This window comes from Marivita sp., assembly GCF_022763305.1.
In the GTDB taxonomy this organism is placed as follows: Bacteria; Pseudomonadota; Alphaproteobacteria; order Rhodobacterales; family Rhodobacteraceae; genus Marivita.
This window is the reverse complement of the sequence record NZ_JALEGT010000121.1, coordinates 66,846-93,824: the sequence shown is the minus strand read 5'-3', so window position 1 is coordinate 93,824 and position 26,979 is coordinate 66,846. Positions and strand designations below refer to the sequence as shown.

Sequence of the window (26,979 nt, the reverse complement as noted above, 5' to 3'; positions counted from 1 at the left end):
TACTGTCAACTTTACTTTACAATATTCTGCCGGTGGGGTGCGTCAAATTATTTAATATCTTCCCTGATTGAAGATTGTGTGTCAGACTTAGTTGACACTATGGGAATCGAAATGCAGACCGTGAGCCTGAGCTTTTACCGCTTTGCCACACCGCTTTCGCGGGTGTGGGCGCTGACCATGATGGGAGCGGCGCGTTTGTCGCTGCCGCGAATCGATGGCTTGCAGTTCTGGAAACTGTGCGGTTCGGGAACCGGCGAAGGCTTTACACCGATCCCCAACACATCCGTCTACGCAATATTAACGGTATGGCCCGATCTGGAGCGCGCACAGCACGCTCAGGCACGGGAATCGATCTTCCGGCGCTATCGCGCAAAGGCCTCTGAACACTGGACGGTCTTTCTGACTCCGTATTCGGCCCGTGGCGCATGGTCTGGTGCAACCCCGTTTTCCGAGGAAGCACCGCCGCAGACGGGACCCATCGCTGCGCTGACCCGCGCCACAGTGCGGCCTGTCGTTGCCGCGCAATTCTGGAAACGGGTTCCCGACATAAGCGGTGTGATCGGCGAAGACCCGAATGTCCTCTTCAAGATCGGCATCGGTGAAGTGCCGCTCCTTCAACAGATCACCTTTTCGATATGGCCCGACTCTCACTCCATGGCCGAATTCGCGCGCAACAACGGACCCCACGCTCAGGCCATCCGTGCCGTGCGCGATGGCAAATGGTTCCGAGAAGAACTGTATGCCCGATTTCGCGTTGCCGATGAGATCGGCAGTTGGGAAGGCCAATCTCCCCGCATTCTCAAGGATATTGCTGCATGAAACATCCATTCCCCTTTTCGGCCATCGTCGGTCAGGACCAGATGAAGCTGGCCATGATCCTTACCGCCATCGACCCCGGCATCGGCGGTGTTCTGGTCTTTGGAGACCGGGGCACCGGGAAATCGACCGCAGTACGCGCTCTGGCAGCATTGCTGCCGGAGATTACCAAGCTGGAAGGCAGCGCGACGAATGCCGCAAGCGTTGAGGACATGCCGGAATGGGCGGACCCCGTTTCCGGGACTATGATCAAGGCTCCGACACCGGTCGTCGACCTGCCTTTGGGCACAACCGAAGATCGCCTTGTCGGCGCTCTCGACATCGAACGCGCACTCAGCCGTGGGGAAAAGGCGTTTGAACCGGGTCTTCTTGCCAAGGCGAACCGTGGATACCTGTATATCGACGAAGTGAACCTGCTCGAAGATCACCTGGTCGATCTGCTGCTCGACGTGGCGCAATCCGGTGAAAACGTCATCGAACGCGAAGGTCTGTCGATCCGCCACGATGCCCGCTTCGTGCTGGTTGGTTCCGGCAACCCGGAAGAGGGCGAGTTGCGCCCGCAATTGCTGGACCGGTTCGGTCTGTCCGTCGAAGTCCGGTCTCCGAACGACATCGAAGAACGGGTCGAAGTGATCCGCCGTCGCGCGGCATTCGACACGAACCCCGATGCCTTTGTCGAAAAATGGTCGGTCGAAGACGCCAAGATCCGCGACGCCATTCTGACCGCGCGGGATGCGCTGAAAACCACAGAGGCTCCCGACGAGACCCTGCGCGATTGTGCGGGTCTGTGCGTTGCCATCGGGTCTGACGGGCTGCGCGGTGAACTGACCCTGCTGCGGTCCGCACGCGCATTGGCGGCATATCAGGGCAGCCCGATTGTCAGCCGCGATCACCTGCGGGCCGTCGCTTCTATGGCGCTCAGCCACCGCCTGCGCCGCGATCCTCTGGACGATGCGGGTTCATCCACCCGTGTCGATCGCACTGTCGAGGAAGTCTTTGCATGAGAGAAGACCCCTCTGCCGTTAACGTGCAGGGCCAACTGGCCCTGACGCTTCTGGCAGTCGATCCGGTTGGGTTGGGGGGTCTGCACCTGCGTGCCCGCGCCGGTCCGGTGCGGGATATGTTCTGCGCGCCGATCAAGACGCTGTTCCCCAAGGCACGGAGGATTTCTCCTTCCATTTCGGACCTGCAACTTTTCGGCGGTGTCGATATAGGTGAAACGCTTACGCGGGGCGAAATCATCCGCGCCAAGGGTATCCTCGAAACACCAACGCCCCTTGTGTTCACAATGGCCGAGAGATGCGAACCGGGGCTGGCCGCGCGTTTGGCGCAATCGCTTGACACCGGTATCGGTCACGCTCTGATCCTTCTGGATGAAGGCGCAGAGCACGACGAAATCGCACCCAAGACATTGACCGAGCGTCTTGCGTTCCGCGTCGATCTGGATGGCTTGCGCCATGTTGAACTGGTGCAGATGGTGATCGAAGACACCGATATCATCGCTGCGCGCACTCGTCTGGCATCGGTCGAAATCCCCGAGGATGTTCCGGCAGCCTTATCGATAACAGCCGTCCGCTTCGGCATCGACTCCCTGCGCGCGCCGTTGATCGCCTTGGCGACAGCGCGGGCAAATGCGGCTCTGAACAACCGCAAAAAGATCAATGAGGACGATCTGCAGATCGCAGTTCAACTGGTCTACGCCCATCGCGCGACGCAAATGCCGCTAGAGGAGGATGAGCAAGACGTCGAAGACAGCACGCAGCCCGACGAAGCACCTGATGCCCAAAGTCCGGAACAGGACGAGTCGGAATTCAATCTGCCAGATGATCTGCTGATCGACGCAGTCAAAGCCGTACTTCCTTTTGATGTGCTTGCCATGCTCGAAGGCTCCGGCCGCATAAAAGCTGCATCTGGAAGTGGTGGTGCCGGGCAAAAGAAACGTGGCAACCGGCGTGGGCGGCCTTTGCCCTCGCGGGCAGGGCGTCTTGATGGAGGTAACCGGATTGATCTGGTCGCCACGTTGCGCGCGGCTGTGCCGTGGCAAACCATTCGGCGCAAGCTCAGCCCCGAACGTACGGGTGTCCTGATCCATCCATCCGACATCCATGTCAAAGTGTTCCAGGAGGTGTCTGATCGCCTCGTGATCTTTGCGGTGGATGCCTCTGGCTCCTCCGCTGTCGCCCGCCTGTCCGAAGCAAAAGGCGCCGTCGAATTGATGCTGGCTGACGCCTATGCCCGGCGCGACCATGTTGCGTTGATCGCATTCCGTGGCGAAAGTGCGGATCTGATCCTTCCACCCACACGGTCGCTTGTTCAAACCAAACGGCGTTTGGCGGGGCTTCCCGGCGGCGGCGGCACACCGCTGGCGTCCGGACTCAAAGCGGCTGCAGACCTTGCACAGCGCGTTCGTGCCCAAGGTCTGTCACCGTCGATTGCAGTTCTCACCGATGGTCGCGCCAATGTGCCATTCCCGGGAAAAACAGGTCGTGCGGCGGCGAATGACGACGCACAAGCGATGGCGCGCCATGTTCGGACGCTGGATATTCCAAGCGCCATGATCGACACGTCCGTACGGCCTCATCGGGATTTGCGCACTTTGTGCGGTGTGATGAACGCGCAATACATTCCTCTGCCACGAGCTGATGCCAAAGGTCTGAGCACTGCGATAGAAACGGCGCTTGGCGGGTGACGACATGGGTGTTGCGGAAACCCTGACGGCCTGGCCTCATGCCGAGCATTCACGCTTTGCCGATGTACGTCCGCATCATTGGCACATACAGGAAATGGGGCAGGGCGAAACAGTGCTGCTCTTGCACGGCGCAAGTGGTTCCACCCATTCCTGGCGCGATGTAATGTCCAATCTGGCACAGGATCACCATGTTGTTGCGATTGATCTGCCTGGTCACGGACAGACCAGACTGGGCTCTCGCCACAGATCGTCCCTTCCGCTCATGGCGCAGGACGTGCAGGCACTGATCGAACATGAAGGTTGGCAGCTCAGGGCAATCCTCGCCCATTCCGCCGGCGGGGCGCTCGCTTTGCGCATCCTGCAGAAGTCTGAAAGGCGCATTCCGCTTTTGGCAGTGAACCCGGCGCTGACACCGTTCAAAGGCTTGGCCGGAGTTCTGTTTCCCATCGCAGCCCGGGTTGTTGCGCTCAGTCCGATCATGGCGCGGATGATCAAGCGAAAGATGTCCGGTCCCGGTCAGGTGGTGTCCCTGATGGAGACAACAGGTTCGAAGATTTCACCCGAAGGACTGAACCTGTATGCCAAACTTTTTCGAAGCGACGCGCATCTGGATGGAACACTTCTGATGATGGCTCAGTGGAAGCTGGATGGTCTTGTCGCCGATCTTCCAGATATCACGGTTCCTTGCACATTTCTCATTGGTGAGAACGACAAGGCGGTTCCTCCGCAATCGGTCAGAGAGAGCGCTGAAAAACTGCGGGATGCGACGGTGCAGCCTTTTGAGGGCTATGGGCATCTGCTGCACGAAGAGGCACCCGATCTGGTCGCGGATCAGCTGCGTGATGTTCTGCGCAGATACACATAAAATGCGCCACCGCCTCCGTGACGGATATGCGCTTCGGTTACATCCATCACCACTGTTCCGAGCGGTGCCATACGAAGCCACATGGGAACCTGACGCTTCAACACACCGCGCTGCCGGGGCATCGGGTCGTGGGGATCATCGCGCTCGCCTTTTCCAGTGATGACAAGGACAAGCCGGAATCCCCGGGCGCAAGCGGTCAAGATGAATTTGGTCAATGCCGGATGCGCCTGATCGAGGGTCATGCCATGCAGATCGATCCGCGCTTCTGGGACAAGCTTTCCGCGCTTCATCTTGCCGAAGGTCTTCGTATCCATAACCGGCTTCACCGAAGAGGTGGGCTCTGGTGTCGTGATACGCGTCTTGGCCTTCGGGGGCTTCGTCCCGATGCCAAAGGCCTTGGGCAGGTCCATCACCTCCGGCTCGGGAGCACGACGGACGGATGGCTTTTGCGGCTCCGCGGCGCGGCGCAGTGCCTGGGGCAGGGGTTTGGTGGAGTGCGCCACCTTCTGCCACAGCTCTTTCTCCTCTGGCCGAAGGCGTCTGCGGCTCATTGCAACGCCTCGGGCAGAAAGGCATAGGCCCGTTGGATGGGCATCAGCACGACCATCCGCCCGGGGTCCTTGATCCGACCGGCCGCGCGCCCGGCCTCGTCGCCCGTGCCGAAAAAGACATCGGCCCTTTGCGCTCCCTTGATGGCAGAACCCGTGTCCTGAGCGATCATCAAGCGGCGCAGAGGATTCTCACCGTCTTTTTCGATCCAGACCGGCGCACCCAAAGGCGTGAAAGCGGGATCGACCGCGATCGTACGCATGGGTGTGATCGACCGGTTCATCGCGCCAAGCGGTCCCATATCGGCAGGAACCTGACTGACTTCCCGGAAGAAGACGTATGAGTCGTTGTGAAAGAGCAGGTCCTCACCGTCCAGAGGGTTGCGACGGACCCAGTTCTTGATGACATCCGCCGAGACCTGATGCGGTTGGTAGACGCCACGGCGCACCAACTCCTGCCCGATAGAGCGGTAATTGTGGCCGTTCGCTCCGCCATATCCTACCCGGATCATGCGACCATCAGGATAACGGATACGTCCTGACCCCTGAACCTGAAGGAAAAACAGTTCGACCGGATCATCGACCCAGGCGATCTCGAGCCCACGTCCTTCCATTACGCCGCTGCTGAGGATCTCGCGGCGGGTCAGCCATGGTCTGCGATCATTGGCTTCCGGGGGCATCTTGTAGATCGGGTGCCGGTATCGTGCGGTTCGGACCGGTGAACCGGACAGTTCCGGTTCAAAGTAACCCGTAAACAATGGCTCTTTGCCATCCGTGATGAGCATTGGCCGGAAGAACAGTTCAAAGAACTGTCGGGCATCGCTTGCATCGAAGGCAAGCGCACAAAGAGAAGCCCAATCAGGCTCGTCAAGGTCAGCGCAGGTGTTCCTGAACACCGTGAGGGCCGACGCGTGATCGTCATCGGCCCATCCTTCAAGGTCTTCGAAACCAAGAATGGCGTACTGGGTTTCCGGTTCACTGGGCACAACAGGTCCTGCCATCAGAACACCAAGACTTATGACGGCGCCCAGCCGCCGGATCATTCGCCCGTGGCGACAAGCTGCCAGTTCGGATCGTCTACACCCATTCGGCGGGCGTAGGTCCAAACGTCTTTTTGCCGCTTAACCTGGGTCGGCGACCCTTCTACGATTTCACCAGATCGGTCGCGCACGGTCGATGTCAGCTCGCCGATGTATTTGACCGTGATCTCGGCCATGGCGGTGTCTTCATCGAATGTTGCCTCGACAAGCGACATCTCCCGCACACCTACGAATTCGGCTTCGATGGTGAGGCCCTGCTCCTCGCGCGCTTCCACCACCTCGGCAAAGGTTTCGTAAACGTCGTCCGCAAGAAACGGGCGAATGTCGGCCAGTTCACCGCGCTCGAACCCCATAAGGATCATTTCGTACGCGCCACGCGCCCCACCGAGGAAGTCGCTGACGCCAAAGGACGGCTCAACCCGTTTCATCCGCGAAAGGGCATCAGCGGCATCACTTCCGGCCGGCACATGATCCACTATGTCATGGTCAGGCCCGCCTTCGATCACCTCAAAATCGCGGCGGGTGGACGCGTGGGGTTCCTGCTGACGCGGTACGGGCGGCTTTTCGAAGCCTTCCCGTGTGCCCAGAACGCTCTTCAAGCGGAGGATCAGAAACACGGCGATGCCGGCAAGCACCAGAAGCTGTATCAGCGGAGAATTCATCAGGACCTCGCCCAGACCAAAGTGGAAACGTCTTAGTTGCATCCTTATGTAGGTGTTGGGCGTTGTATAGTCCACCGCGCGCCCAGCGAAAGGAGTGCCCAGATATGTGGCTATTCGTGGCTTTTTTGCTCGTTCCGCTGATCGAGATCGGCCTGTTCATTCAGATCGGCGGCTGGATTGGCCTTTGGCCCACCTTGGCCATCGTCGTGCTGACGGCGATCCTTGGTACGTATCTTGTCCGCTCGCAGGGGATTATGGCGCTCAACAATTTGCGCGGGTCCTTTTCCCGACTGGAAGATCCGTCAGAACCACTTGCACACGGAGCGATGATCCTGTTGGCAGGCGCACTTCTGCTTACGCCGGGTTTCTTTACTGATACGGTTGGGTTTGCATTGCTCGCGCCTCCGGTGCGGTCCGCACTGATCGCTTATGTGCGCAAACATGTCACCGTTCAGCGGTTTGAAATGGGGCCTCGACCCGATCCATTTGCCGAGGATCCCCGCCGCAAGCCGCGCGATACGGTGATTGACGGCGAGTTTCACGAGCTTTCAGAGACCAAAAAACCCACGCATCAAGGTTCCGGGTGGACGAAGCATTGAGGCTGACGGGATCGGCTGCTAAGCAACAGCCAACTTTGAAAACGCGATCCGAGGGAGACACACATGGCTGATACGCCGGAAACCGCTGGCAATGGCGCAGCGCCGCAGCAAGCGCCTGTCAAAATGAACGTTCTTGCACAATTCGTGCGGGACATGTCCTTTGAAAACATTCTGGCGCAAAAAGGCGTTCAGGGTGAGGTGCAACCGGACGTTCAGCTGCAGGTCAATCTGGATGCCAAGAAACGCACGACAGAAAACCAGTATGAAGTGATCCTGAAGCTTCAGGTCACGTCCAAGGCCAAGGAAAGCGGCAACACGCTTTTCGTGCTCGAGCTGGAATATGCAGGTGTCTTCCACGTGGAGAATGTCCCGGATGAACAGCTGCATCCGTTCCTGCTCATTGAATGCCCACGTATGCTTTTCCCGTTCGTGCGCCGTATCGTAAGCGATGTGACCCGCGACGGTGGTTTCCCGCCGCTGAACCTGGAAACGATTGATTTCCTTCAGCTTTATCGTTCCGAGCTTGCGCGTCGTGCCAGTGCCCAGCAGGAAGAAACCGCAAACGCATAAGCGTCAGAGCCGCTTCCAGACGGCGGCATCACCAAGTTTTTCGACAAAGGCGGCGTGAGCCGCCTTTTCTTTTTCCGACAGCCGCGAGGGCAGCGGTGTCGAACGCGGTTTCGGACGCCATTCTCCGATGGACTCGCCCAAAGAGGACTTTTCCTGAGTCACACTCAGAGCAAAATCCGGCTGCTTACCGCCGATCAGCTCCAGATAAACCTCGGCCAGGATTTCCGAGTCGAGCAAAGCGCCATGCAAGGTACGCGATGAATTGTCGATCCCGAACCGTCGGCACAGCGCATCCAGAGATGCAGGGGACCCGGGAAACTTTCGCCGCGCAATGGCAAGTGTGTCGACTGCCCGATCGAAAGGAATCGGTGCCCGTTTGACCCATGACAGCTCGGCATTGATGAACTTCATGTCGAACGCGGCGTTGTGGATCACCAATTTGGCATCACCGATGAAATCAACAAAGGCCTGCGCAACATCGGCGAAAACCGGTTTATCCCTGAGGAACTCATCGCCAAGGCCATGCACCTCGAAGGCTTCCTGCGGCATCGCGCGTTCCGGGTTGATGTATTGATGATAGGTTTTTCCCGTTGGAACGTGATTGAACAGCTCAACCGCACCGATCTCGACGATCCGGTCACCCTGTTCCGGTTCAAACCCGGTTGTTTCCGTATCAAGAACAATCTCACGCATTGGTCATTTGTGTCCTGATCTGCCTCAACACATCGTGGACCTGCGTGCGGGCATGTTCAAGCGTATCGGTCACAATCACGAAATCCGACCGTTTGCATTTCTCGACGTTCGACATTTGCTTGTCTCGGATTGTCCGAAACTGTTCCGCGGTCATTGTTCCGCGATCCAGAACGCGTTTTTCCTGCTCTTCCGGTGAAACAGTGACACATGCGACGGCGTCCATTTCGCTGTCACCACCGGTTTCGAACAACAAAGGTATGTCAAACACGATGATGTCCGCATCCGTCATGGCCATGAACCGCGCGCGGTCTTCGCGGACGAGTGGGTGCACGATGTCCTCGATCTTTTTCAAAGCGTCTGGATGTTCCCGAATGATGACACGTAGCGCTCCCCGGTCGACTGCACCGCCGGAGATGGCATCCGGGAACAGTGTTTCCATCAATGAAACAGCCGGACCACCTACATCGTAGAGCCGATGGACCGCCGCATCGGCATCCCAGACCGCACAGCCAGCTTCGGCAAAGAGCCGTGCGGTCGTCGATTTCCCCATCCCAATGGAGCCGGTGAGTCCAAGCTTGAACGTCACCGCAGAACCGTCGCGCGCACGTTTTCATCCACGACGGGGCGTTTCCCGAACCAGCGTTCGAACCCCGGGACGGCTTGGTGCAGCAGCATCCCAAGACCATCTACAACTCGGCAACCCCGCTCTTCGGCCGTCGTCAAAAGGCGGGTACGCAATGGCGTGTAGACAAGATCGTTTACGATCGCGCCTGGTTTGAGGCCGTCAAGCGGCACACGCATTTCCGGTTTTCCGGTCATACCCAATGAGGTCGTATTTACAACGATGTCGGCTTCTTCCAACACATTTCCGGCCTGCACCCATTCCACGACATGGATCCGATTGCCGAAGTCCTCTTTCAACTTTTCGGCCCGAATGCGCGTGCGGTTCGTCAGCAGAATCTTTGGAACCCCCACGTCCAGCAAGGATGCAAGAACTGCACGGCTGGCACCGCCAGCGCCAAAGACGACGGCAGGGCCGGTCTTTGGATCCCAATCCGGGATGGTCTGACGAATGTTTTCGATAAAGCCATAGCCATCTGTGTTGTCTGCATGGATGCGACCATCCTTGCGGAAAATGAGCGTGTTGGCAGCCCCGATCAATGTGGCGCGATCTGTGATCAGATCAGCGATCTCCATCACCTTTTCCTTGTGGGGGATCGTGACGTTCGCGCCAACAAAGCCAAGATCGGCCAAGCGAGGCAAGAGATCGGCAAGTTTCTCTGGCGCAATGTCCATGGGGATATAGTGGCCCTTCAACCCGTATTTCCGCAGCCAGTAGCCGTGGACATTCGGGCTCTTGGAATGGGCGATGGGATGGCCGATAACCGCAGCCAAGGGAATTTTACTGTCACTCATCCGTCTATCCGTCCGGTCAAAGTCAGGTGGTTCAGAAGTTCCAGTAACGGAAGTCCCAGCACCGTGAAATAGTCGCCTTGCACCTGAGTGAACAGGCGTGCGCCTTCTTCTTCAAGTTTGTAACAGCCGACCGAGTGGCGAATGCTCTCCCAGTTTCTCTCGACATAGGAGTCCAGGTAACTGTCCGTGAAATCCCGCATCCGAAGCCGCACCACACCAACATGCCGCCACACCGGCTCAGCATTCTCGTAAAGAACTGCAGCAGAAAGCAGAGTGTGCGACTTGTTTCGAAGAACTCGGAGCTGATCACGCGCGTCCTCCGGCGAGGTTGGTTTGCCAAACACCGTGTTTTCAAAGGCAAGGACCTGATCGCAGCCAAGAACAAGGGAGCCTGGCATCTTGTCTGATATCTTGCGTGCCTTCATCTCGGCCAGGGTGTCCGCGATATCCCGAGGAGACGCGCTTTCCAGCTCGAGCGCATGTCGAATGGCCTCTTCATCGATTCGTGCGACCTGGACGTCGAATCGAATTCCCGCGTTCCAAAGCAGATCTGCGCGGATCTGTGATCCCGAGGCGAGGACAAGATCAAGATTCATGTGGACAACTCTACGGACAAGTTCGGTTTCTGTGTCGGAGTGTTTTGGGGAAATCAGCACCTAACGGCAAGACCAACTCAGTCTCGCGATATTGTCCATTCTCCTGAGCTGTGTTGTCCCGGTTGTGGAAAGGATAACTACGCAGTGCACATATCTCAGCCCTCGGCAGGTTCATCACCTTATTTTCCCGAGTTTATCCACGACCTAATCTGTAAATAATAAAATTAAATCATTACTTTAGGTTCTATAATAGGAAGATTTTTCACTTATCCCCAGAAGACTCCACATCCTGTGGATCTGGGGGTAAGGTTTGGACAAGACGATAATCCACAGCGCTCACGTCACCTTACAACAATCCAAAACCTTTCTTTTTTCTTAATTTATTTATGAGATCTGTGAGGTTTGACAGGGTGCGCATGCTCGGCTAAGAGCAGCACAGTCCTGTTCTGGACGCGCCTTTCCTGAGACACAGAAGACACGACTGCGTTTTGATCGCAGTCCGGGATATTTCATGACAGAGAAGCTGAACCTTGCCGACCTGAAGGCAAAAAGCCCCAAAGACCTGCTGGCCATGGCCGAGGAGCTTGAGATCGAAAACGCGTCCACGATGCGTAAGGGCGAGATCATGTTCCAGATCCTCCGCGAACGCGCGGATGAAGGGTGGACCATTTTTGGTGATGGCGTTCTTGAAGTTCTTCAGGATGGGTTTGGCTTTCTGAGATCGCCCGAGGCAAACTATCTACCCGGTCCTGACGATATCTATGTCTCACCGGAAATGATCCGGAAATTCTCGCTTCGGACGGGCGACACGATTGACGGTGAAATCAAGGCGCCCGAAGATAACGAACGGTATTTTGCCCTGATGGATTGCCGTCAGATCAACTTCCAAGATCCCGAGCGCGCCCGTCACAAGATCGCATTCGACAACCTGACGCCGCTCTATCCCGATGAACGTCTGAAGATGGAGATCGAGGATCCGACGATCAAAGATCGTTCGGCGCGGATCATTGATCTTGTTGCACCAATCGGTAAGGGGCAGCGGTCCTTGATCGTGGCTCCGCCTCGGACCGGTAAGACGGTTCTACTTCAGAACATTGCGCATTCGATCGAACGCAATCATCCGGAATGCTATCTGATCGTTCTTCTGATCGACGAACGCCCGGAGGAAGTCACCGACATGCAGCGGTCGGTCAAGGGCGAGGTCGTGTCCTCGACCTTTGACGAACCCGCGACCCGCCACGTTGCTGTATCCGAGATGGTCATCGAAAAAGCCAAGCGTCTGGTGGAACACAAACGAGATGTTGTGATTCTGCTTGATTCGATCACAAGACTTGGTCGTGCGTTCAACACCGTTGTTCCATCATCTGGCAAGGTTTTGACGGGTGGTGTTGACGCGAATGCGCTTCAGAGGCCCAAGCGCTTCTTCGGTGCAGCACGTAACATCGAAGAGGGCGGATCGCTCACAATCATCGCCACGGCACTGATCGACACCGGCAGCCGCATGGACGAAGTGATCTTTGAAGAATTCAAAGGCACTGGTAACTCGGAAATCGTTCTCGATCGCAAAGTGGCCGACAAGCGGGTGTTCCCGGCTATGGACATTCTCAAGTCTGGCACGCGGAAAGAAGACCTTTTGGTTGATAAGGTCGATCTTCAGAAGACATTCGTGTTGCGGCGTATCCTGAACCCGATGGGTACAACCGACGCGATCGAGTTCCTGATCTCCAAGCTCAAGCAGACCAAGACAAACTCGGAATTCTTTGATTCGATGAATTCCTAAACCTGGCGGGCGCGCAACGTCATGGACACGATCTTTGCTCTGGCCACGGTGCCGGGAAAATCTGGCGTTGCAGTGGTTCGGGTCTCGGGACCCAAGGCAAATGATAGCTGCGATGTTTTCGGATTCTCCGTGCCATCGCCTCGGCACTCCGTGGTGCGCCGGCTGGAACATGCATCTCGCGGTTTTCTTGACGAAGCCTTGATCCTCGCTTTCGCTGAGGGGGCAAGCTTTACGGGCGAGCCGGTTGTCGAGTTTCATCTTCATGGCAGTATCGCGATTATCAACACGGTGATCGATTGTCTTGGAGAGCTTCCGGGCTTTCGAGCAGCGGAAGCGGGCGAATTTACCCGTCGTGCCCTGAATAATGGTCGTTTGGATCTGACGCAGGTCGAAGCGCTTGCCGACCTGATTGACGCTGAAACCGAGATGCAGCGCAAGCAAGCGCTCATGGGCTTTACGGGACGACTTCGTGACCAATCGGATACGTGGCGAGCAGACCTGGTTCACGCCTTGTCGTTGCTTGAAGCCACAATTGATTTTGCAGATGAGGACGTTCCGGTTGATGTTTCTGCGGACGTCGAAAGATTACTGAATGGCGTGATTGAGACCATGACCCGTGAGATTGATGGGTATGGTATTGCGGAACGCGTCAGGAATGGTTTCGAAGTTGCAATCGTTGGTCCGCCGAATGCAGGCAAGTCGACCTTGTTGAACGCATTGGCTGGCCGGGATGCCGCGATCACTTCAGAAATCGCTGGAACAACCCGTGATGTTATCGAAGTGCGAATGGACCTCGGATCCTTGCCCGTGACGTTTCTGGATACGGCGGGATTGCGGGATACAGAGGATACAATTGAGAGCATTGGAATTCAGCGTGCAGTCGATCGGGCGCGGGCTGCGGATTTGCGGGTGTTTCTTAGGGGCGATGGCAACTTTGGGGAACTGCATCCTTTGGAACATGACATCGTCGTTGACGGTAAGTCCGACCTGAGAAAAGACGGGCAGGGGATTTCCGGTCTGACAGGTGAGGGGGTCCAAGAACTCATTGACCAGGTGAAGACCTATTTGTTTTCAAAGGCGACAATGGCTGGTCTGGTCTCTCATGAACGTCAGAAACACGTGCTTTTGGAAGGCCGCGACGCGCTACGAAAAGCTATTGATCTCGTTCATCTGGGACCAGAGCAGTATGATATTGCCTCTGAAGAGTTGCGATCTGCAATCTTTACGCTTGAACGCCTCGTGGGTCGTGTCGACGTGGAAGATGTGTTAGATATGGTTTTCTCAAGTTTTTGCATCGGAAAGTGAGGAGTGTTTCACGTGAAACAATTTGACTTCGATGTTATTGTGGTTGGTGGTGGACACGCTGGCTGTGAAGCCGGGCATGCGTCTGCTCGCCTCGGCGCGGCTACCGCCCTCGTGACGTTGAACGAGGCGGGCATCGGCGTCATGTCCTGCAATCCCGCCATCGGTGGTCTTGGCAAGGGGCATCTTGTTCGGGAAATTGATGCTTTTGATGGCATTATGGGCCGCATTGCCGACAAGGCCGGTATTCAATTCCGGCTTCTCAATCGTCGGAAGGGACCGGCCGTTCAAGGGCCTCGCGCTCAGGCGGATCGGAAAATTTATCAATCCGAGATGCTGAAAGCGACGAAAGCCCAGGAAGGTCTGAGTGTTGTTATCGGCGAAGTCACCGACCTTCTCTTGCATGGGTCAAAAGTTGTTGGAGTGGTGATTGACGGGTCTCAGGAACTTTACGCCTCATCTGTGATCCTGACCACGGGGACCTTTCTGCGCGGCACAATCCATATCGGGGATCGACAGATCGCCGGTGGTCGTATGGGGGAACAACCTTCAAACGACCTTGCCAAGACCTTGGCGTCATTCGATCTGCCCTTGGGTCGCCTGAAAACTGGAACACCGCCGCGTCTCGATGGTCGGACAATTGACTGGAATGACCTGGAGAAACAGCCAGGCGATGATGACCCGGTCATGTTTTCATTCCTTTCTGAGGCTCCGACGGCGCCTCAAATTTCATGCGCCATAACGCATACAAATGAAGAAACCCATCGGGTCATTCGCGAAAACCTGTCGCGTTCTGCAATGTATGGAGGTCATATCGAGGGTGTTGGACCGCGATATTGCCCGTCTATTGAAGACAAGATCGTGCGTTTCGCGGACAAGACATCCCATCAAATCTTTCTGGAGCCTGAGGGAATTGAGGACCACACCGTTTATCCAAACGGCATTTCAACATCGCTTCCCGAAGATGTTCAGTTGGAGTATGTGCGGTCGATCAAGGGGCTTGAGCAGGTTGAAATCCTTCAACCTGGCTACGCGATTGAATATGATTATGTGGACCCCCGCGCTTTAAATTTGGATCTTTCGCTGAAATCACGCGAAGGTTTGTATTTGGCGGGTCAGATCAATGGGACAACTGGTTACGAAGAGGCAGCGGCCCAAGGTCTTGTCGCCGGGTTGAATGCTGCGCGTCGAGCCAGGGGACTAGAGCCCGTGACGTTCAGTCGATCGGATAGTTATATTGGCGTGATGATTGACGACCTTACGTCTCGGGGCGTTGCCGAGCCCTATCGCATGTTTACCTCGCGCGCGGAATATCGTTTGTCTTTGCGGGCGGATAATGCCGACCAGCGACTTACCCGTAAGGCAATTGACTTGGGGTGCGTAAGCGAAGACCGAAAGCGGGCTTTCGAAACCAAGATGTCGCTCATCTCGGATGCACGTGGCAAACTGGATGCGGTCACAGTCACTGCGCGGCAACTCGTTGATGTTGGAGTTCCGATTTCTCAAGACGGGTCCAAGAGATCCGGTTTCCAAGCTTTGGCGATCGAATCCGTGACATGGCAGGCCTTGGCGCAAATTGAACCACACTTAGGGAAGATTGATTGCAAGATTCAAGATCAGCTGGCAAAGGATGCTCTTTACGCAAACTATATTGAGCGTCAGCAAAAGGATATAGAGGCGCTTCGCCGTGATGAAGCGCAGGTAATTCCGTCAGACTTTGTTTTTGAATCCGTTGAGGGATTGTCAAACGAACTAAAAGTAAAACTGGCGCATGTTCGGCCTGCGAATATGGCCCAAGCATCTCGTGTTGACGGGATGACTCCCTCTGCCTTGCTTTTGATCCTGTCTCGTCTTCGAGCTAAAAGGCCGCAAGAACGGGCAGCTGGATGAATGTTTCACGTGAAACACAGCAACGGCTGGAAGTCTATCTTGAGCTGCTTCGGAAGTGGTCGCCGAAAATCAATCTCGTGTCGCCGGCGTCTCTGAAAGACGCGGCTGATCGGCATTTCAAGGATTCACTTCAAGTGGCATCCTTATGCCCGTCCGGTGTGTCGACATGGGCAGACCTAGGATCAGGTGGTGGCTTCCCTGGTGCGGTCGTTGCGATTGCTCTTGTAAATCGCGGGGTTAACGTCACGCTTGTCGAAAGTGATCAGCGGAAAGCGGCATTCTTACGGGCTGTTTCACGTGAAACACAAACGCCTTTTTCTGTTCTGGCTCGGCGGATTGAGGATGTCGCGCCGATGGATGCCGATGTCCTCAGTGCGCGCGCCCTTGCGCCCCTGTCGAAGCTATTGGAATTCACTGATATGCATCTTGCAAAAGACGGCGTCGCGTTGTTCATGAAAGGCGGATCTTGGCGCGAAGAAGTTGCGTCGGCCGAAAAGCAGTGGCGATTCACCTGCAATACCCATAAAAGTTTGACACATCCCGATGCTGCCGTTCTGGAGATTGGAGGCCTATCTCGTGTTTGATCCCACACGTCCGTCTGGTCCAAAAATCATTGCAATTGCGAACCAAAAGGGTGGCGTTGGTAAGACAACGACTGCGATTAATTTTGCGTCGGCCCTGGCTGAAATTGGCCAGAAGGTTTTGGTCGTCGATCTGGATCCGCAGGGAAACGCATCGACAGGACTTGGCATCATGCCGGAGGACCGCCATGCCACGACTTATGACCTGCTGCTCGACGATTTCCCGCTAGCAGACATCATCTGTCAAACGCGGCAAGAGAATCTGCTCCTTGTTCCCTCGACGACAGATCTGAGCTCGGCAGATATCGAGCTCATCGCCAATGAAAAGCGCAGCTTTCTTCTGCATGATGCTTTGCGTCAAACGGATATGGACGCGTTTGCGTTCGATTTTGTGCTTATCGATTGTCCGCCTTCGCTGAACCTTTTGACTGTCAACGCGATGGTTGCGGCGCATTCCGTGTTGGTGCCGTTGCAGAGCGAGTTCTTCGCGCTGGAAGGGTTAAGCCAGTTGATGCTGACAATTCGTGAAGTCCGGCAGTCGGCAAACCCATCCTTGAGGATCGAGGGCGTGGTGCTGACGATGTATGATTCTCGAAACAACCTGTCCCAACAGGTTGAAATGGATGCGCGCGAGAACCTGGGAGATCTTGTTTTCAAGACCGTGATTCCACGAAATGTGAGAGTCAGCGAAGCGCCGTCTTACGCGATGCCGGTTCTCGAATATGACACGCAGTCCAAAGGGGCCATTGCGTATCGTGCGCTTGCGCGCGAGTTCCTTGGCAAGACAGAAACAATGACAGCAGCGTAGGTAGAGCGGATGACCGACAAGAAAGAACAACGACGCGGTCTTGGCCGAGGTTTGTCCGCGTTGATGGCGGACATCGAGCCGACGACAGAATCAGAGACCCCTGTACGCGACCGCACTTCGCGGACGTTACCAGTCGATCAGCTTTTTCCCAACCCGAACCAGCCACGGCGCCACTTCAGCGCGGATGCGTTAGAAGAGTTAAAGCTGTCTATCCGCAGCAAAGGTGTGATCCAGCCGCTGATCGTGCGTCGACGCGATGGATCTGACAAAGAATACGAGATTGTTGCTGGAGAGCGCCGTTGGCGAGCGGCGCAGGCTGCCGGTGTTCATGAAGTCCCCGTCGTCGTGCGGGATCTGTCTGACGAAGATGTTCTTGAGATTGCGATTATCGAGAATATCCAACGTGCCGATCTGAACGCGATTGAGGAGGCCGCAGGTTACGAACAACTGATGACGCGCTTCGGGCACACGCAGGAAAAGCTTGCGCAAGCTCTGGGGAAAAGCAGAAGTCATATCGCAAACCTTCTGCGCCTCCTGACCTTGCCAGACGTCGTGAAGCAATCCGTCGTGGATGGGAACCTGTCCGCAGGCCATGCACGCGCGTTGGTCACTGCGCCCGACGCGGTGGCTCTGGCTGGCGAGGTCATGCGCCGTGGCTTATCCGTGCGAGAAACCGAACGACTGGTCCGAGAAGCACAGAATCCAGAGACATCTTCGAAAGCCACAACATCCAAGTCGGCAAAGATCGGCGACAAGGATGCGGATACCAAGGCCCTGGAGGGAGACTTGTCCGCAGCTTTGGGAATGAAAGTGACGATTGCCCATGCCGCCGGAAAAGAGTCAGGGTCGCTTACAATCAGCTACGATACACTCGAAGATCTTGATCTTCTGTGTTCGGTCCTGAGCGCGGCCAGATAAGCGTCAGCTCTTGGCGATCTGGGAAATGAGATAGTTCAGTACGGGGCGGCCAGTGGTGGTTGCCCCAATCCGGACATCAGAGCGCCAGACCAACCCTTCGTCTTCAAGGGCTGAAAACCGAGTCCAGTCGACGAGGTTTGCGACATCATCAATATCTAGCCCTTCCAAAAGCCGAATCCCCATGATGAGGCGTTCGTCCTCTATATCCAGAGGAGAAAGCAGCGTCCGTTCCTTGATCCCGCTTCCGTTGGATACCGCGGTCAACCAGGCCTCAGGTTGTTTCCAGCATTCTGTTGCGCTTCGCTGACCGTCCATGGTCAGACGTCCATGAGCACCGGGCCCGACACCAGCGTAATCACCCCCGCGCCAATAGAGAAGGTTGTGCTTTGATTCTGCGCCCGGCTTGGCGTGATTGGAGACCTCATACGCGACATATCCTGCAGCTTCACAAATTTGCTGTGTAAGCTCATAAAGATCAGCGCCAAGATCGTCAGAGGGCAAACCACGCAATGCACCCCGCTGCGCGCGATCCCAGAACGCGGTGCCTTCCTCAATGGTGAGTTGATACAGCGACAGATGATCAACGGCCATCTCAAGCGCGGAAGACAATTCGGCCCGCCAGTCTTCGAGCGTTTGGTCCTGGCGAGCGTAGATCAGATCGAAACTGACGCGATCAAAGAACGCGCTTGCCGTATTGAAAGCGCTCTGCGCTTCCGAAACCGAGTGAAGACGTCCCAGACTGCGCAGGTCTTTTGGGTTGAGTGCCTGAACGCCCAAGGACACGCGGTTGACTCCGGCTTTGGCGTACCCTTCGAACCGGTACGCCTCCACCGACGTTGGATTGGCTTCCAGCGTGATTTCGATATCGTTGGCAAAACTCCAGACGTCCTTGGCGGCCGACAGCACAGCATTGACTGTTTTTGGCGCCATCAGGCTTGGAGTACCGCCTCCGAAAAATACGGATGACAGAACGCGGGGGCCAGTCTCTTCGCCAATCCTTCGGATTTCCAACGAAAGCGCTTGTGCCCAAGCCGCCTGATCTACTGCGCTTCGAACATGACTGTTGAAATCACAATAGGGACACTTTGCAGCGCAGAACGGCCAATGGACGTAAAGACCGAAACCTTGTTCCTGCCAGAGCTCAGCCAAAGCACCCCGCCACAAATTTCTGGAACGCATCTGCGCGGTGGCTGATCTTGTTCTTTTCCCAACGGTCCATCTCGCCGAAGGTCACCTCGTAGCCTTTTGGCTGGAAGACGGGGTCGTAGCCATGCCCTTGATCGCCGCGCATTGGCCAAACGATCTGACCCTCCATCGTGCCCGGAAAAACCTCGTCATGACCGTCAGGCCAGGCCAGTACGAGTGTACAGCAGAAACGGCCGGTCCAAGGTGGTGCAATGCCGCTGTCTTGGATGGCATCGTATGCTTTCTGCATGGCCATCACAAAGTCACGACCAGTCTCTGTTTCGGCCCAATCTGCAGTATATACGCCTGGGGCACCGTTCAGCGCATCAATTTCAAGACCGCTGTCATCCGACAATGCCGGCAGTCCAGTCGCCTGCGCGGCCGCATGCGCCTTGATCCGCGCGTTCTCGACAAAGCTTGTCCCGTCCTCAATCGGCTCAGGCAGGTTCATCTCGGCCGCTCCGACGACCGAGATCCCGTAGTCCTTCAACAGATCGGCGATTTCCTCAAGCTTACCGACGTTGTGTGTGGCAACCAAAAGCGTATCACCTTCGAACTTTCGGGTCATTCTGCCGCCTTGAGCTGCAACGCCACCAGTTCCTGGATCCCAGCATCCGCAAGATCAAGCAGTTGGGTCATCTGATCACGCGAGAAGGTTGCGCCCTCCGCCGACATCTGAATTTCTATCAACTGGCCGTCGCCGCGCAAGATGAAGTTACCGTCGACGCCAGCTTCCGAGTCTTCTGGGTAATCCAGGTCAAGAACAGGTTGACCAGCGTAAATGCCACAGCTGACAGCCGCAACCGGAGAGATCAGGGGATCACTCAGCACATCACCAGCTTTCGTCAGTTTGTTGACGGCAAGACGAAGCGCAACCCATCCGCCCGTGATCGACGCGCAGCGTGTTCCGCCATCGGCCTGAATGACGTCGCAATCGACGGTGATTTGGCGTTCACCAAGGGCAACACGATCCACACCTGCACGCAAACTGCGCCCGATCAATCTCTGAATCTCGACGGTTCGCCCACCTTGTTTGCCTGTGGTGCTCTCGCGGCGCATCCGGCTTGTGGTGGAACGGGGCAGCATGCCATATTCGGCCGTCACCCACCCCAGCCCTGACCCTTTGATAAACGGTGGAACGCGATCTTCGATGGTCGCGGTGCACAAGACATGGGTGTCACCCATCCGGATCAGGCAAGAGCCCTCTGCATGTTTGCTGATCCCGGTTTCGATTGAAACCGCGCGCATTTCGCTTAATTTCCGTCCTGACGGTCGCATGGTATGTCCCCTTGATTGCCGTGTACGGATACAGGCAGGCTTTCCGGTTTCGCAAGCCAATAGTCTGTCGCAGGAACGACCGGGTTCTACTTTACGAGGTGTGGGATTGACCCAAGGAGCCAAACTTCTCGACGAACTCAACGACCGATCCCGCGAAGTGTTTCGCAAGGTCGTCGAAGGCTATTTGTCCAGCGGCGAACCGGTAGGTTCGCGGACGCTGACCCGGACGCTCAACGAAAAGGTTTCTGCGGCGACAATCCGGAACGTCATGCAGGATCTTGAGTTTCTGGGGTTGCTGGACAGCCCGCACATCAGCGCGGGACGTGTGCCCACACAGTTGGGCCTGCGCATGTTTGTCGATGGTTTGCTCGAGGTTCGCGACCTGGATCAAGACGATCGTCAAAAGATCGACGCGACAGTCACAAGCAATAGTCAGGACGTCGGGACCATCCTCGATCGGGTCGGATCAGCACTCTCGGGTGTCACTCAAGGCGCCTCGTTGGTACTGACCCCGAAACATGAAGCCGCGATCAAGCATATCGAATTTCTCCCCGTGGGCGGGGATCAGGCGCTTGTGGTGCTCGTCTTCTCCGATGGCCATGTCGAAAATCGCTTATTCACACCGCCACCAGGACAAACGCCAAGCTCGATGCGAGAAGCGGCCAACTTTCTGAATGCATTGGTCGAAGGAAAAACACTGGCTGATCTGCGTCGGACGATCAAGGACGACATTGGGCATAAACGTCGTGAACTTGATTCGTTGGCGGCAACCCTTGTAGAGCAGGGCTTGGCCATTTGGGACGATCAAGCTGACAATTCAGGCCGTCTGATCGTCCGGGGACGGTCCAACCTCCTAGCCGAAGACACCCATGCCGAAGAGCTGGAGCGGATTCGCGAACTGTTTGACGATCTTGAGCGCAAGCGGGACATTGCCGAATTCCTCGAACTCACCGAACAGGGCGACGGTGTGCGCATTTTTATCGGCTCGGAGAACAAACTTTTCTCACTTTCGGGTTCCTCTTTGGTGGTGTCTCCATATATGAACGCTGATCGTAAAATTATCGGTGCGGTGGGGGTTATAGGCCCGACCCGTTTGAATTACGGACGGATCGTACCGATTGTGGACTACACAGCGCAACTCGTCGGGAAACTGCTCGGCGATCGCAACCAAGGGTAATTAAATGGCCGAAACGGATCACACGAAGGATTTTCTCGACAGTCTGGCCGAGGCTGAGGCAGAGGAAAACGCAGCGCTTGATGAAGAGATCGACAGCGAAGAGGCGGAAGTGGATGCCCTGCGCGCCGAGCGGGATGATCTGAAGGACAAGTTCATGCGCGCTCTGGCCGAGGCCGAGAATGCGCGCAAGCGGTCCGAAAAGGATCGTCGCGAGGCACAGCAATATGGCGGGTCTCGTTTGGCGCGCGATCTTCTGCCGGTCTATGACAACCTGCAGCGCGCTTTGGATGCCATTCCCGAAGACCAGCGCGAGGCGTCCAAGGCGTTTATCGAAGGTGTGGAGCTGACGATGCGCGAATTGCTGAACGTTTTCAGCAAACACGGCGTGACCGCGATCAAACCGCAGGTGGGCGACAAGTTCGATCCCCAGATGCACGAGGCGATGTTCGAAGCGCCCGTGCCCGGCACGACCGCTGGCGAGATTATTCAGGTGTCGACCGAAGGCTTCATGCTCTATGACCGCCTGCTGCGCCCGGCGCAGGTTGGCGTCAGTTCGATGCCCAAATCCTAATCGTCCTTCAGAAGCGCTTTCAGGTTATACAGAGCCTGTAGCGCCTCTATCGGGGTCATTTCATCGGGGTGCAGATCTTTGATCTGCGCCTCGATTTTGCTTTCGGCAGATGGCTTTGCAGGCTGAGGCGCGTTTGCGACTGCCGAGAACAGCGGCAGATCGTCGATCAACGCCTTGGGTGACGTGTTTTCGCGTTCGCCTTTTTCCAAAGCATCAAGAACTGAACGGGCACGGGTGATGACGGCAGGCGGAAGGCCCGCAAGTTGGGCCACCTGAACACCATAGGACCGATCTGCCGCACCGTCGCGGACTTCGTGCAGGAAAATCACCTCTCCGTCCCATTCACGCACGGCAACAGTCGCGTTCTTCACGCCGTCCAGCGTGTTCGCGAGCGCGGTAAGCTCGTGGTAATGCGTTGCGAACAAGGCGCGAACCTTGTTCACGGATTGCAGGTGCTCAAGCGTGGCCCAGGCGATGGACAGACCATCATAGGTTGCGGTGCCGCGTCCGATCTCGTCTAGGATGACCAAGGCCCGGTCATCGGCCTGATTGAGGATCGCGGCGGTTTCCACCATCTCCACCATGAATGTCGACCGCCCCCGCGCCAGATCGTCGGATGCGCCGACACGGCTGAAGATCTGGCTGACCAAACCGATATGCGCCGATGTCGCTGGAACGTAAGACCCGACCTGGGCAAGCAGCGCGATCAAAGCGTTCTGGCGCAGGTAGGTCGATTTACCGGCCATGTTCGGCCCGGTCAGCAGCGTGATTGATGCCTTGTCCGCATCGGCCGAAAGGTTACAATCATTGGCGACAAACCCGGTGTCGCCTTGCGCCTTGAGCGCGCGTTCGACAACGGGATGCTTTCCGCCTTCGATGGAAAAGGCACGGCTGGTGTCAACCGTTGGGCGGCACCAATCCAGATCGCTGGCAAGATCGGCCAGAGCGGTGGCAAGATCGAGTTCCGCCAATCCACTGGCAAGCGCGTTAAGCGCTGGTTGCTGGCCGAGAATGGCCTGACTTAAGACGGAATAGAGACGCTTTTCGATCTCGATCGCCTCACCGCCCGCGTTCAGAATCCGACGTTCGAGTTCAGACAGTTCGACAGTGGTGAACCTGATTTGGTTTGCCGTAGTCTGCCGATGGATGAAGGTTTCGTTCAGCGGCGGAGCCATCATCTTTTGTGCGTGTGTCAAGGTGGTCTCGATGAAGTAGCCCAGCACATTGTTGTGCTTGATCTTGAGGGACGACACGCCGCTCATCTCGATATATTGCGCCTGAAGCCCCGCAATCACACCGCGCCCTTCATCACGCAGTTTGCGGGCTTCGTCCAAGTCGCCGTCATAGCCAGGTGCGATGAATCCGCCATCGCGGGCAAGAAGTGGGGGTTCGGCGACAAGCGCATCGTCCAGAAGGCTGGCAAGATCGGTGTGACCGGTGCAGGCAGAGACCGCGCTGCGCAGGATGTCTGGCATATCATGCGTCTCTAACGCAGCGGAAATTGCCTCGGCTTGAGCCAGGGCATTTCGGATCGCCGCCATGTCGCGCGGTCCGCCACGGTCCAGACCAAGCCTGGACAGCGCGCGGTCCACATCCGGGACTCGTTTCAATGCATCGCGGACCTGACGGGCCGTCGTCGGATCGGACATGGCCCAGGCGATCGCATCCTGACGGTTGTGGATGACAGCCAGATCGCGGGACGGCGTAGAAAGGCGGCGTTCCAGCAAGCGCGCGCCACTGGCGGTCGCGGTCCGGTCGATGACGGACAAAAGCGATCCGGCGCGGCCACCTTGCAGGGAATGCGTCAGTTCAAGGTTCCGCCGCGTTGCCGCGTCGATCTGCATCGCGTTGCCCAGCTTTTCCTGCTGGGGCGGACGAAGAAGCGGCAACCGGCCTTTCTGCGTCAGGTCGAGATATTCGATCAAAGCGCCCATGGCAGACAGTTCGGGGCGCGAGAAATGGCCAAAGGCATCCAGTGAGGACACACCGAATTGTTGCGTCAGACGGGAATTCGCGCCGGTCGAGTCAAAGCTGGATTTGCCAACGATCGTCGGTTCCAGCCCCAGATCATCAAGGACACCGGACAGCGCGTCTTCGGTGCCTTCGGCCATCAGGATTTCCGACGGGGATAGCTGCGCCAATTCCGGACCGACGCGGGCCAGAGATAGGGGCAGGACATGCAGTGCGCCGGTTGAAATGTCGGTCCAGGCGAGTGCCCATTCGTCTCTGACACAGGCCAAAGCGGCGAGAAAATTGTGCCGCCGCGCCTCAAGCAGCGTTTCCTCGGTCAGCGTGCCGGGCGTGACCAGACGCACCACGTCGCGTTTGACGACAGACTTGGACCCGCGCTTCTTCGCTTCTGCCGGGCTTTCCATCTGTTCGCAGACGGCAACGCGAAACCCCTTGCGGATCAGCGTCAGAAGATAGCCTTCGGCGGCATGAACAGGAACCCCGCACATCGGGATGTCGTCGCCATCATGTTTGCCCCGTTTGGTGAGCGCGATGTCCAAAGCCTCGGCCGCCGCCGCTGCATCGTCAAAGAACAATTCGTAAAAGTCACCCATGCGATAGAACAACAAAGCATCCGCATACTGGGATTTTATTTCCAGATATTGCGCCATCATGGGTGTGACGGGTGATTTATTCGCGTTCACAAGCTTCCCCTCGGTGCTTTGGCGTGACATTAAGACGACCGACCCGGGTGGAAAACCCGATTTTGACGTATGAGGCCTCTGACGCATGTCCAACCCGAAATACACCCGCGAAGAAGCGCTTGCCTTCCATCTTGAACCGACCCCCGGCAAATGGGAGGTGCAGGCCACCGTTCCCATGACCACGCAGCGCGACCTGTCGCTGGCCTATTCCCCCGGTGTGGCGGTGCCCTGCGAAGACATCGCGAAGGACCCCGGTCTGGCTTATGATTACACCAACAAGGGCAACCTCGTCGCGGTGATTTCGAACGGCACGGCGGTTCTGGGTCTGGGCAATCTGGGTGCGCTGGGCTCAAAACCGGTGATGGAGGGCAAGTCGGTCCTCTTCAAACGGTTCGCCGACGTAAACTCCATCGACATCGAATTGGATACCGAAGACCCCGACGAGTTCTGCAAGGCGGTGCGGTTGATGGGGCCGACCTTTGGCGGCATCAACCTCGAGGACATCAAGGCGCCCGAGTGTTTCATCATCGAACAGCGCCTCAAGGAAGAGATGGACATCCCTGTCTTCCATGACGACCAGCACGGTACTGCGGTGATCTGTGCGGCGGGGTTGCTGAACGCGCTGCATATCTCTGGCAAGAAGATCGAGGATGTGAAAATCGTTCTCAATGGCGCTGGTGCCGCCGGTATTGCCTGTATCGAACTGCTCAAACGGATGGGTGCGCGTCACGAGAACTGCATTGTCGCGGACACCAAGGGTGTGATCTATCAGGGTCGGACCGAGGGCATGAATCAGTGGAAATCGGCGCATGCGGTCAAAACTGACGCGCGTACACTGGAAGAGGCGATGGTCGGCGCGGATGTTTTTCTTGGCGTCAGCGTCAAAGGGGCCGTGACGCAGGACATGGTGCGGTCGATGGCCGACAATCCGGTCATCTTTGCCATGGCAAACCCCGATCCCGAGATCACGCCGGAAGAGGCGCACGAGGTGCGGATGGATGCCATCGTCGCCACCGGGCGCAGCGATTATCCGAACCAGGTGAACAACGTGTTGGGCTTTCCCTACCTGTTCCGCGGTGCTTTGGACATTCACGCGCGGGCCATCAATGACGAGATGAAGATCGCTTGTGCGCAGGCGCTGGCCGACCTTGCGCGCGAGGATGTGCCGGACGAGGTGGCGCTGGCCTATGGGAAAAGCCTGTCCTTCGGGCGTGATTACATCATCCCGACGCCATTCGATCCGAGACTGATTCACCGCATTCCGCCCGCTGTGGCCAAAGCGGGCATGGACACCGGTGCGGCGCGTCGGCCGATCATCGACCTGCCCGCTTATGAGGAGTCGCTCAAGTCGCGGATGGATCCGACAGCAAGTATCCTGCGCGGCATCAACGCACGAGCCCGAAAGGCGCAGGCGCGGATGATCTTTGCCGAAGGTGACGACCCACGCGTCTTGCGGGCGGCGGTCATGTATCAGCGGTCAGGTTTCGGCAAGGCTTTGGTTGTCGGTCGCGAAGCCGATGTGAAGACCAAGCTGGAAGAGGCCGGTCTGGGCGACGCGGTGCGCGAGATCGAAGTGGTGAACGCCGCCAACACCCAACACCTGGCCCGGTACAAGGATGTGCTGTACGGACGGCTTCAGCGCAAAGGCTATGACCATCAGGACATCCACCGCCTTGCCGCGCGGGACAGGCATGTGTTCGGCGCGCTGATGTTGCAGCAGGGACATGGAGATGCTCTTGTTACCGGCGCGACGCGGAAATCGGCGCATGTAATGGAGTTGATCAACCATGTGTTCGACGCCGACGCGGCACATGGTGCGGCGGGTGTGACGGCGCTTCTGCTCAAGGGGCGGATCGTTCTGATCGCGGATACGCTGGTGCATGAATGGCCGGACGAGGAAGACCTCGCCAATATCGCGGAACGCGCCGCCGAAGTGGCCCGTCTGATGGGGCTGGAGCCCCGTGTAGCTTTCGTTTCATTCTCGACCTTCGGTTATCCCGTCTCTGAACGCGCCGAAAAGATGCATATCGCGCCGCGTGTGTTGGATCGGCGTGGCGTGACCTTCGAATATGAAGGCGAAATGACTGTCGATGTCGCGTTGAACCGGAATGCGCAGAAGTTCTATCCGTTCCAGCGCCTGACGGGCCCCGCGAACATTCTTGTCGTCCCGGCACGCCATTCCGCGTCGATCTCGGTCAAGCTGATGCAGGAAATGGCGGGGGCTACGGTGATCGGACCGATTCTGGCCGGTGTCGACAAGTCGATTCAGATCTGCTCCACCTCCATGACGGCTGGCGACATTCTGAACATGGCAGTGCTGGCGGCGTGCAAGGGGCGGTGA

The 26,979-nt window shown here is 57.0% G+C and carries 26 protein-coding genes; 15 read left to right on the top strand and 11 right to left on the bottom strand.

Features of this window, described 5'->3' with window-relative positions:
- The first annotated feature begins 99 nt into the window (after nucleotides 1–99).
- The 4 genes from crtA to bchO are packed head-to-tail and all read left to right on the top strand — an operon-like array spanning nucleotide 100 to nucleotide 4,370.
- Nucleotides 100–819 (top strand): spheroidene monooxygenase, encoded by a 720-nt coding sequence (gene crtA, locus MRY75_RS21495; protein WP_292310060.1) that lies wholly within the window; start codon nucleotides 100–102, stop codon nucleotides 817–819.
- On the top strand, nucleotides 816–1,820 hold the full coding sequence (bchI, locus tag MRY75_RS21490) for a magnesium chelatase ATPase subunit I (protein ID WP_292310058.1): 1,005 nt from the start codon (nucleotides 816–818) through the stop codon (nucleotides 1,818–1,820). Before crtA ends, bchI begins: the two co-directional genes overlap by 4 nt.
- Nucleotides 1,817–3,505: a magnesium chelatase subunit D gene (locus MRY75_RS21485; protein ID WP_292310056.1), complete on the top strand. Its 1,689-nt coding sequence runs from the start codon at nucleotides 1,817–1,819 to the stop codon at nucleotides 3,503–3,505. The genes bchI and MRY75_RS21485 overlap by 4 nt, the downstream gene beginning before the upstream one ends.
- The gene (bchO, locus tag MRY75_RS21480) at nucleotides 3,495–4,370 is read left to right on the top strand and encodes an alpha/beta fold hydrolase BchO (RefSeq protein ID WP_292310055.1); all 876 of its coding nucleotides are present in this window, start codon (nucleotides 3,495–3,497) and stop codon (nucleotides 4,368–4,370) included. The genes MRY75_RS21485 and bchO overlap by 11 nt, the downstream gene beginning before the upstream one ends.
- On the opposite strand, the gene MRY75_RS21475 is transcribed toward bchO, so the two are convergent.
- The 3 genes from MRY75_RS21475 to MRY75_RS21465 are packed head-to-tail and all read right to left on the bottom strand — an operon-like array spanning nucleotide 4,337 to nucleotide 6,620.
- Entirely contained in the window at nucleotides 4,337–4,921 is a 585-nt protein-coding gene (locus MRY75_RS21475) for a Smr/MutS family protein (protein ID WP_292310054.1), read from the bottom strand. The two genes, bchO and MRY75_RS21475, sit on opposite strands and share 34 nt — an antisense overlap.
- Complete coding sequence (locus MRY75_RS21470) at nucleotides 4,918–5,919, bottom strand: murein transglycosylase A (protein WP_292310053.1); 1,002 nt, start codon at nucleotides 5,917–5,919, stop codon at nucleotides 4,918–4,920. Before MRY75_RS21470 ends, MRY75_RS21475 begins: the two co-directional genes overlap by 4 nt.
- Before the next feature lie 38 nt (nucleotides 5,920–5,957).
- The gene (locus tag MRY75_RS21465) at nucleotides 5,958–6,620 is read right to left on the bottom strand and encodes a Tim44/TimA family putative adaptor protein (RefSeq protein ID WP_292310244.1); all 663 of its coding nucleotides are present in this window, start codon (nucleotides 6,618–6,620) and stop codon (nucleotides 5,958–5,960) included.
- Between the two features lie 104 nt (nucleotides 6,621–6,724).
- Between MRY75_RS21465 and MRY75_RS21460 the strand changes: the two genes are divergently transcribed.
- Together MRY75_RS21460 and secB are read left to right on the top strand one after the other, a co-directional pair.
- Complete coding sequence (locus MRY75_RS21460) at nucleotides 6,725–7,219, top strand: FxsA family protein (RefSeq protein ID WP_292310052.1); 495 nt, start codon at nucleotides 6,725–6,727, stop codon at nucleotides 7,217–7,219.
- A 63-nt stretch (nucleotides 7,220–7,282) separates the two neighbouring features.
- Nucleotides 7,283–7,789: a protein-export chaperone SecB gene (secB, locus tag MRY75_RS21455; RefSeq protein WP_292310051.1), complete on the top strand. Its 507-nt coding sequence runs from the start codon at nucleotides 7,283–7,285 to the stop codon at nucleotides 7,787–7,789.
- 3 nt (nucleotides 7,790–7,792) lie between these two features.
- Here the strand turns inward: secB and dnaQ are convergent, their stop codons facing one another.
- The 4 genes from dnaQ to MRY75_RS21435 are packed head-to-tail and all read right to left on the bottom strand — an operon-like array spanning nucleotide 7,793 to nucleotide 10,494.
- On the bottom strand, nucleotides 7,793–8,482 hold the full coding sequence (gene dnaQ, locus MRY75_RS21450; RefSeq protein WP_292310049.1) for a DNA polymerase III subunit epsilon: 690 nt from the start codon (nucleotides 8,480–8,482) through the stop codon (nucleotides 7,793–7,795).
- Nucleotides 8,475–9,068, bottom strand: coding sequence for a dephospho-CoA kinase (coaE, locus tag MRY75_RS21445; RefSeq protein ID WP_292310047.1), 594 nt, complete (start codon nucleotides 9,066–9,068; stop codon nucleotides 8,475–8,477). The genes dnaQ and coaE overlap by 8 nt, the downstream gene beginning before the upstream one ends.
- A complete protein-coding gene (locus MRY75_RS21440; protein WP_292310045.1) occupies nucleotides 9,065–9,898 on the bottom strand; it encodes a shikimate dehydrogenase in 834 nt (277 codons plus the stop codon). Before MRY75_RS21440 ends, coaE begins: the two co-directional genes overlap by 4 nt.
- Nucleotides 9,895–10,494, bottom strand: a complete 600-nt coding sequence (locus MRY75_RS21435) for a nucleoside triphosphate pyrophosphatase (RefSeq protein ID WP_292310043.1) — start codon at nucleotides 10,492–10,494, stop codon at nucleotides 9,895–9,897. The genes MRY75_RS21440 and MRY75_RS21435 overlap by 4 nt, the downstream gene beginning before the upstream one ends.
- A 511-nt stretch (nucleotides 10,495–11,005) precedes the next feature.
- On the opposite strand from MRY75_RS21435, the gene rho reads away from it, so the two are divergent.
- The 6 genes from rho to MRY75_RS21405 are packed head-to-tail and all read left to right on the top strand — an operon-like array spanning nucleotide 11,006 to nucleotide 17,773.
- Entirely contained in the window at nucleotides 11,006–12,274 is a 1,269-nt protein-coding gene (rho, locus tag MRY75_RS21430) for a transcription termination factor Rho (RefSeq protein WP_292310041.1), read from the top strand.
- 21 nt (nucleotides 12,275–12,295) lie between these two features.
- Nucleotides 12,296–13,579 (top strand): tRNA uridine-5-carboxymethylaminomethyl(34) synthesis GTPase MnmE, encoded by a 1,284-nt coding sequence (gene mnmE / locus MRY75_RS21425; RefSeq protein ID WP_292310039.1) that lies wholly within the window; start codon nucleotides 12,296–12,298, stop codon nucleotides 13,577–13,579.
- 3 nt (nucleotides 13,580–13,582) lie between these two features.
- Nucleotides 13,583–15,466, top strand: coding sequence for a tRNA uridine-5-carboxymethylaminomethyl(34) synthesis enzyme MnmG (gene mnmG / locus MRY75_RS21420; RefSeq protein ID WP_292310037.1), 1,884 nt, complete (start codon nucleotides 13,583–13,585; stop codon nucleotides 15,464–15,466).
- Complete coding sequence (gene rsmG, locus MRY75_RS21415; RefSeq protein ID WP_292310036.1) at nucleotides 15,463–16,050, top strand: 16S rRNA (guanine(527)-N(7))-methyltransferase RsmG; 588 nt, start codon at nucleotides 15,463–15,465, stop codon at nucleotides 16,048–16,050. Before mnmG ends, rsmG begins: the two co-directional genes overlap by 4 nt.
- A complete protein-coding gene (locus tag MRY75_RS21410; protein WP_292310243.1) occupies nucleotides 16,043–16,855 on the top strand; it encodes an AAA family ATPase in 813 nt (270 codons plus the stop codon). The genes rsmG and MRY75_RS21410 overlap by 8 nt, the downstream gene beginning before the upstream one ends.
- Nucleotides 16,856–16,864: 9 nt before the next feature.
- Entirely contained in the window at nucleotides 16,865–17,773 is a 909-nt protein-coding gene (locus MRY75_RS21405; RefSeq protein ID WP_292310034.1) for a ParB/RepB/Spo0J family partition protein, read from the top strand.
- A gap of 3 nt (nucleotides 17,774–17,776) precedes the next feature.
- Here MRY75_RS21405 and hemW read toward each other — a convergent pair whose 3' ends face one another.
- Genes hemW through rph form a run of 3 tightly spaced genes read right to left on the bottom strand, consistent with a single transcriptional unit; the run spans nucleotide 17,777 to nucleotide 20,236 of the window.
- Nucleotides 17,777–18,922 (bottom strand): radical SAM family heme chaperone HemW, encoded by a 1,146-nt coding sequence (hemW, locus tag MRY75_RS21400; protein WP_292310033.1) that lies wholly within the window; start codon nucleotides 18,920–18,922, stop codon nucleotides 17,777–17,779.
- On the bottom strand, nucleotides 18,915–19,526 hold the full coding sequence (gene rdgB, locus MRY75_RS21395; protein WP_292310031.1) for an RdgB/HAM1 family non-canonical purine NTP pyrophosphatase: 612 nt from the start codon (nucleotides 19,524–19,526) through the stop codon (nucleotides 18,915–18,917). The genes hemW and rdgB overlap by 8 nt, the downstream gene beginning before the upstream one ends.
- Nucleotides 19,523–20,236, bottom strand: a complete 714-nt coding sequence (gene rph, locus MRY75_RS21390) for a ribonuclease PH (RefSeq protein WP_292310030.1) — start codon at nucleotides 20,234–20,236, stop codon at nucleotides 19,523–19,525. The genes rdgB and rph overlap by 4 nt, the downstream gene beginning before the upstream one ends.
- Before the next feature lie 106 nt (nucleotides 20,237–20,342).
- On the opposite strand from rph, the gene hrcA reads away from it, so the two are divergent.
- On the top strand, nucleotides 20,343–21,413 hold the full coding sequence (gene hrcA / locus MRY75_RS21385; RefSeq protein WP_292310029.1) for a heat-inducible transcriptional repressor HrcA: 1,071 nt from the start codon (nucleotides 20,343–20,345) through the stop codon (nucleotides 21,411–21,413).
- Nucleotides 21,414–21,417: 4 nt separating this feature from the next.
- Nucleotides 21,418–21,984, top strand: coding sequence for a nucleotide exchange factor GrpE (locus MRY75_RS21380; RefSeq protein WP_292310028.1), 567 nt, complete (start codon nucleotides 21,418–21,420; stop codon nucleotides 21,982–21,984).
- On the opposite strand, the gene mutS is transcribed toward MRY75_RS21380, so the two are convergent.
- Complete coding sequence (gene mutS, locus MRY75_RS21375; protein WP_292310241.1) at nucleotides 21,981–24,608, bottom strand: DNA mismatch repair protein MutS; 2,628 nt, start codon at nucleotides 24,606–24,608, stop codon at nucleotides 21,981–21,983. The genes MRY75_RS21380 and mutS overlap by 4 nt on opposite strands.
- A gap of 115 nt (nucleotides 24,609–24,723) precedes the next feature.
- Between mutS and MRY75_RS21370 the strand changes: the two genes are divergently transcribed.
- Nucleotides 24,724–26,979, top strand: a complete 2,256-nt coding sequence (locus tag MRY75_RS21370) for an NADP-dependent malic enzyme (RefSeq protein ID WP_292310027.1) — start codon at nucleotides 24,724–24,726, stop codon at nucleotides 26,977–26,979.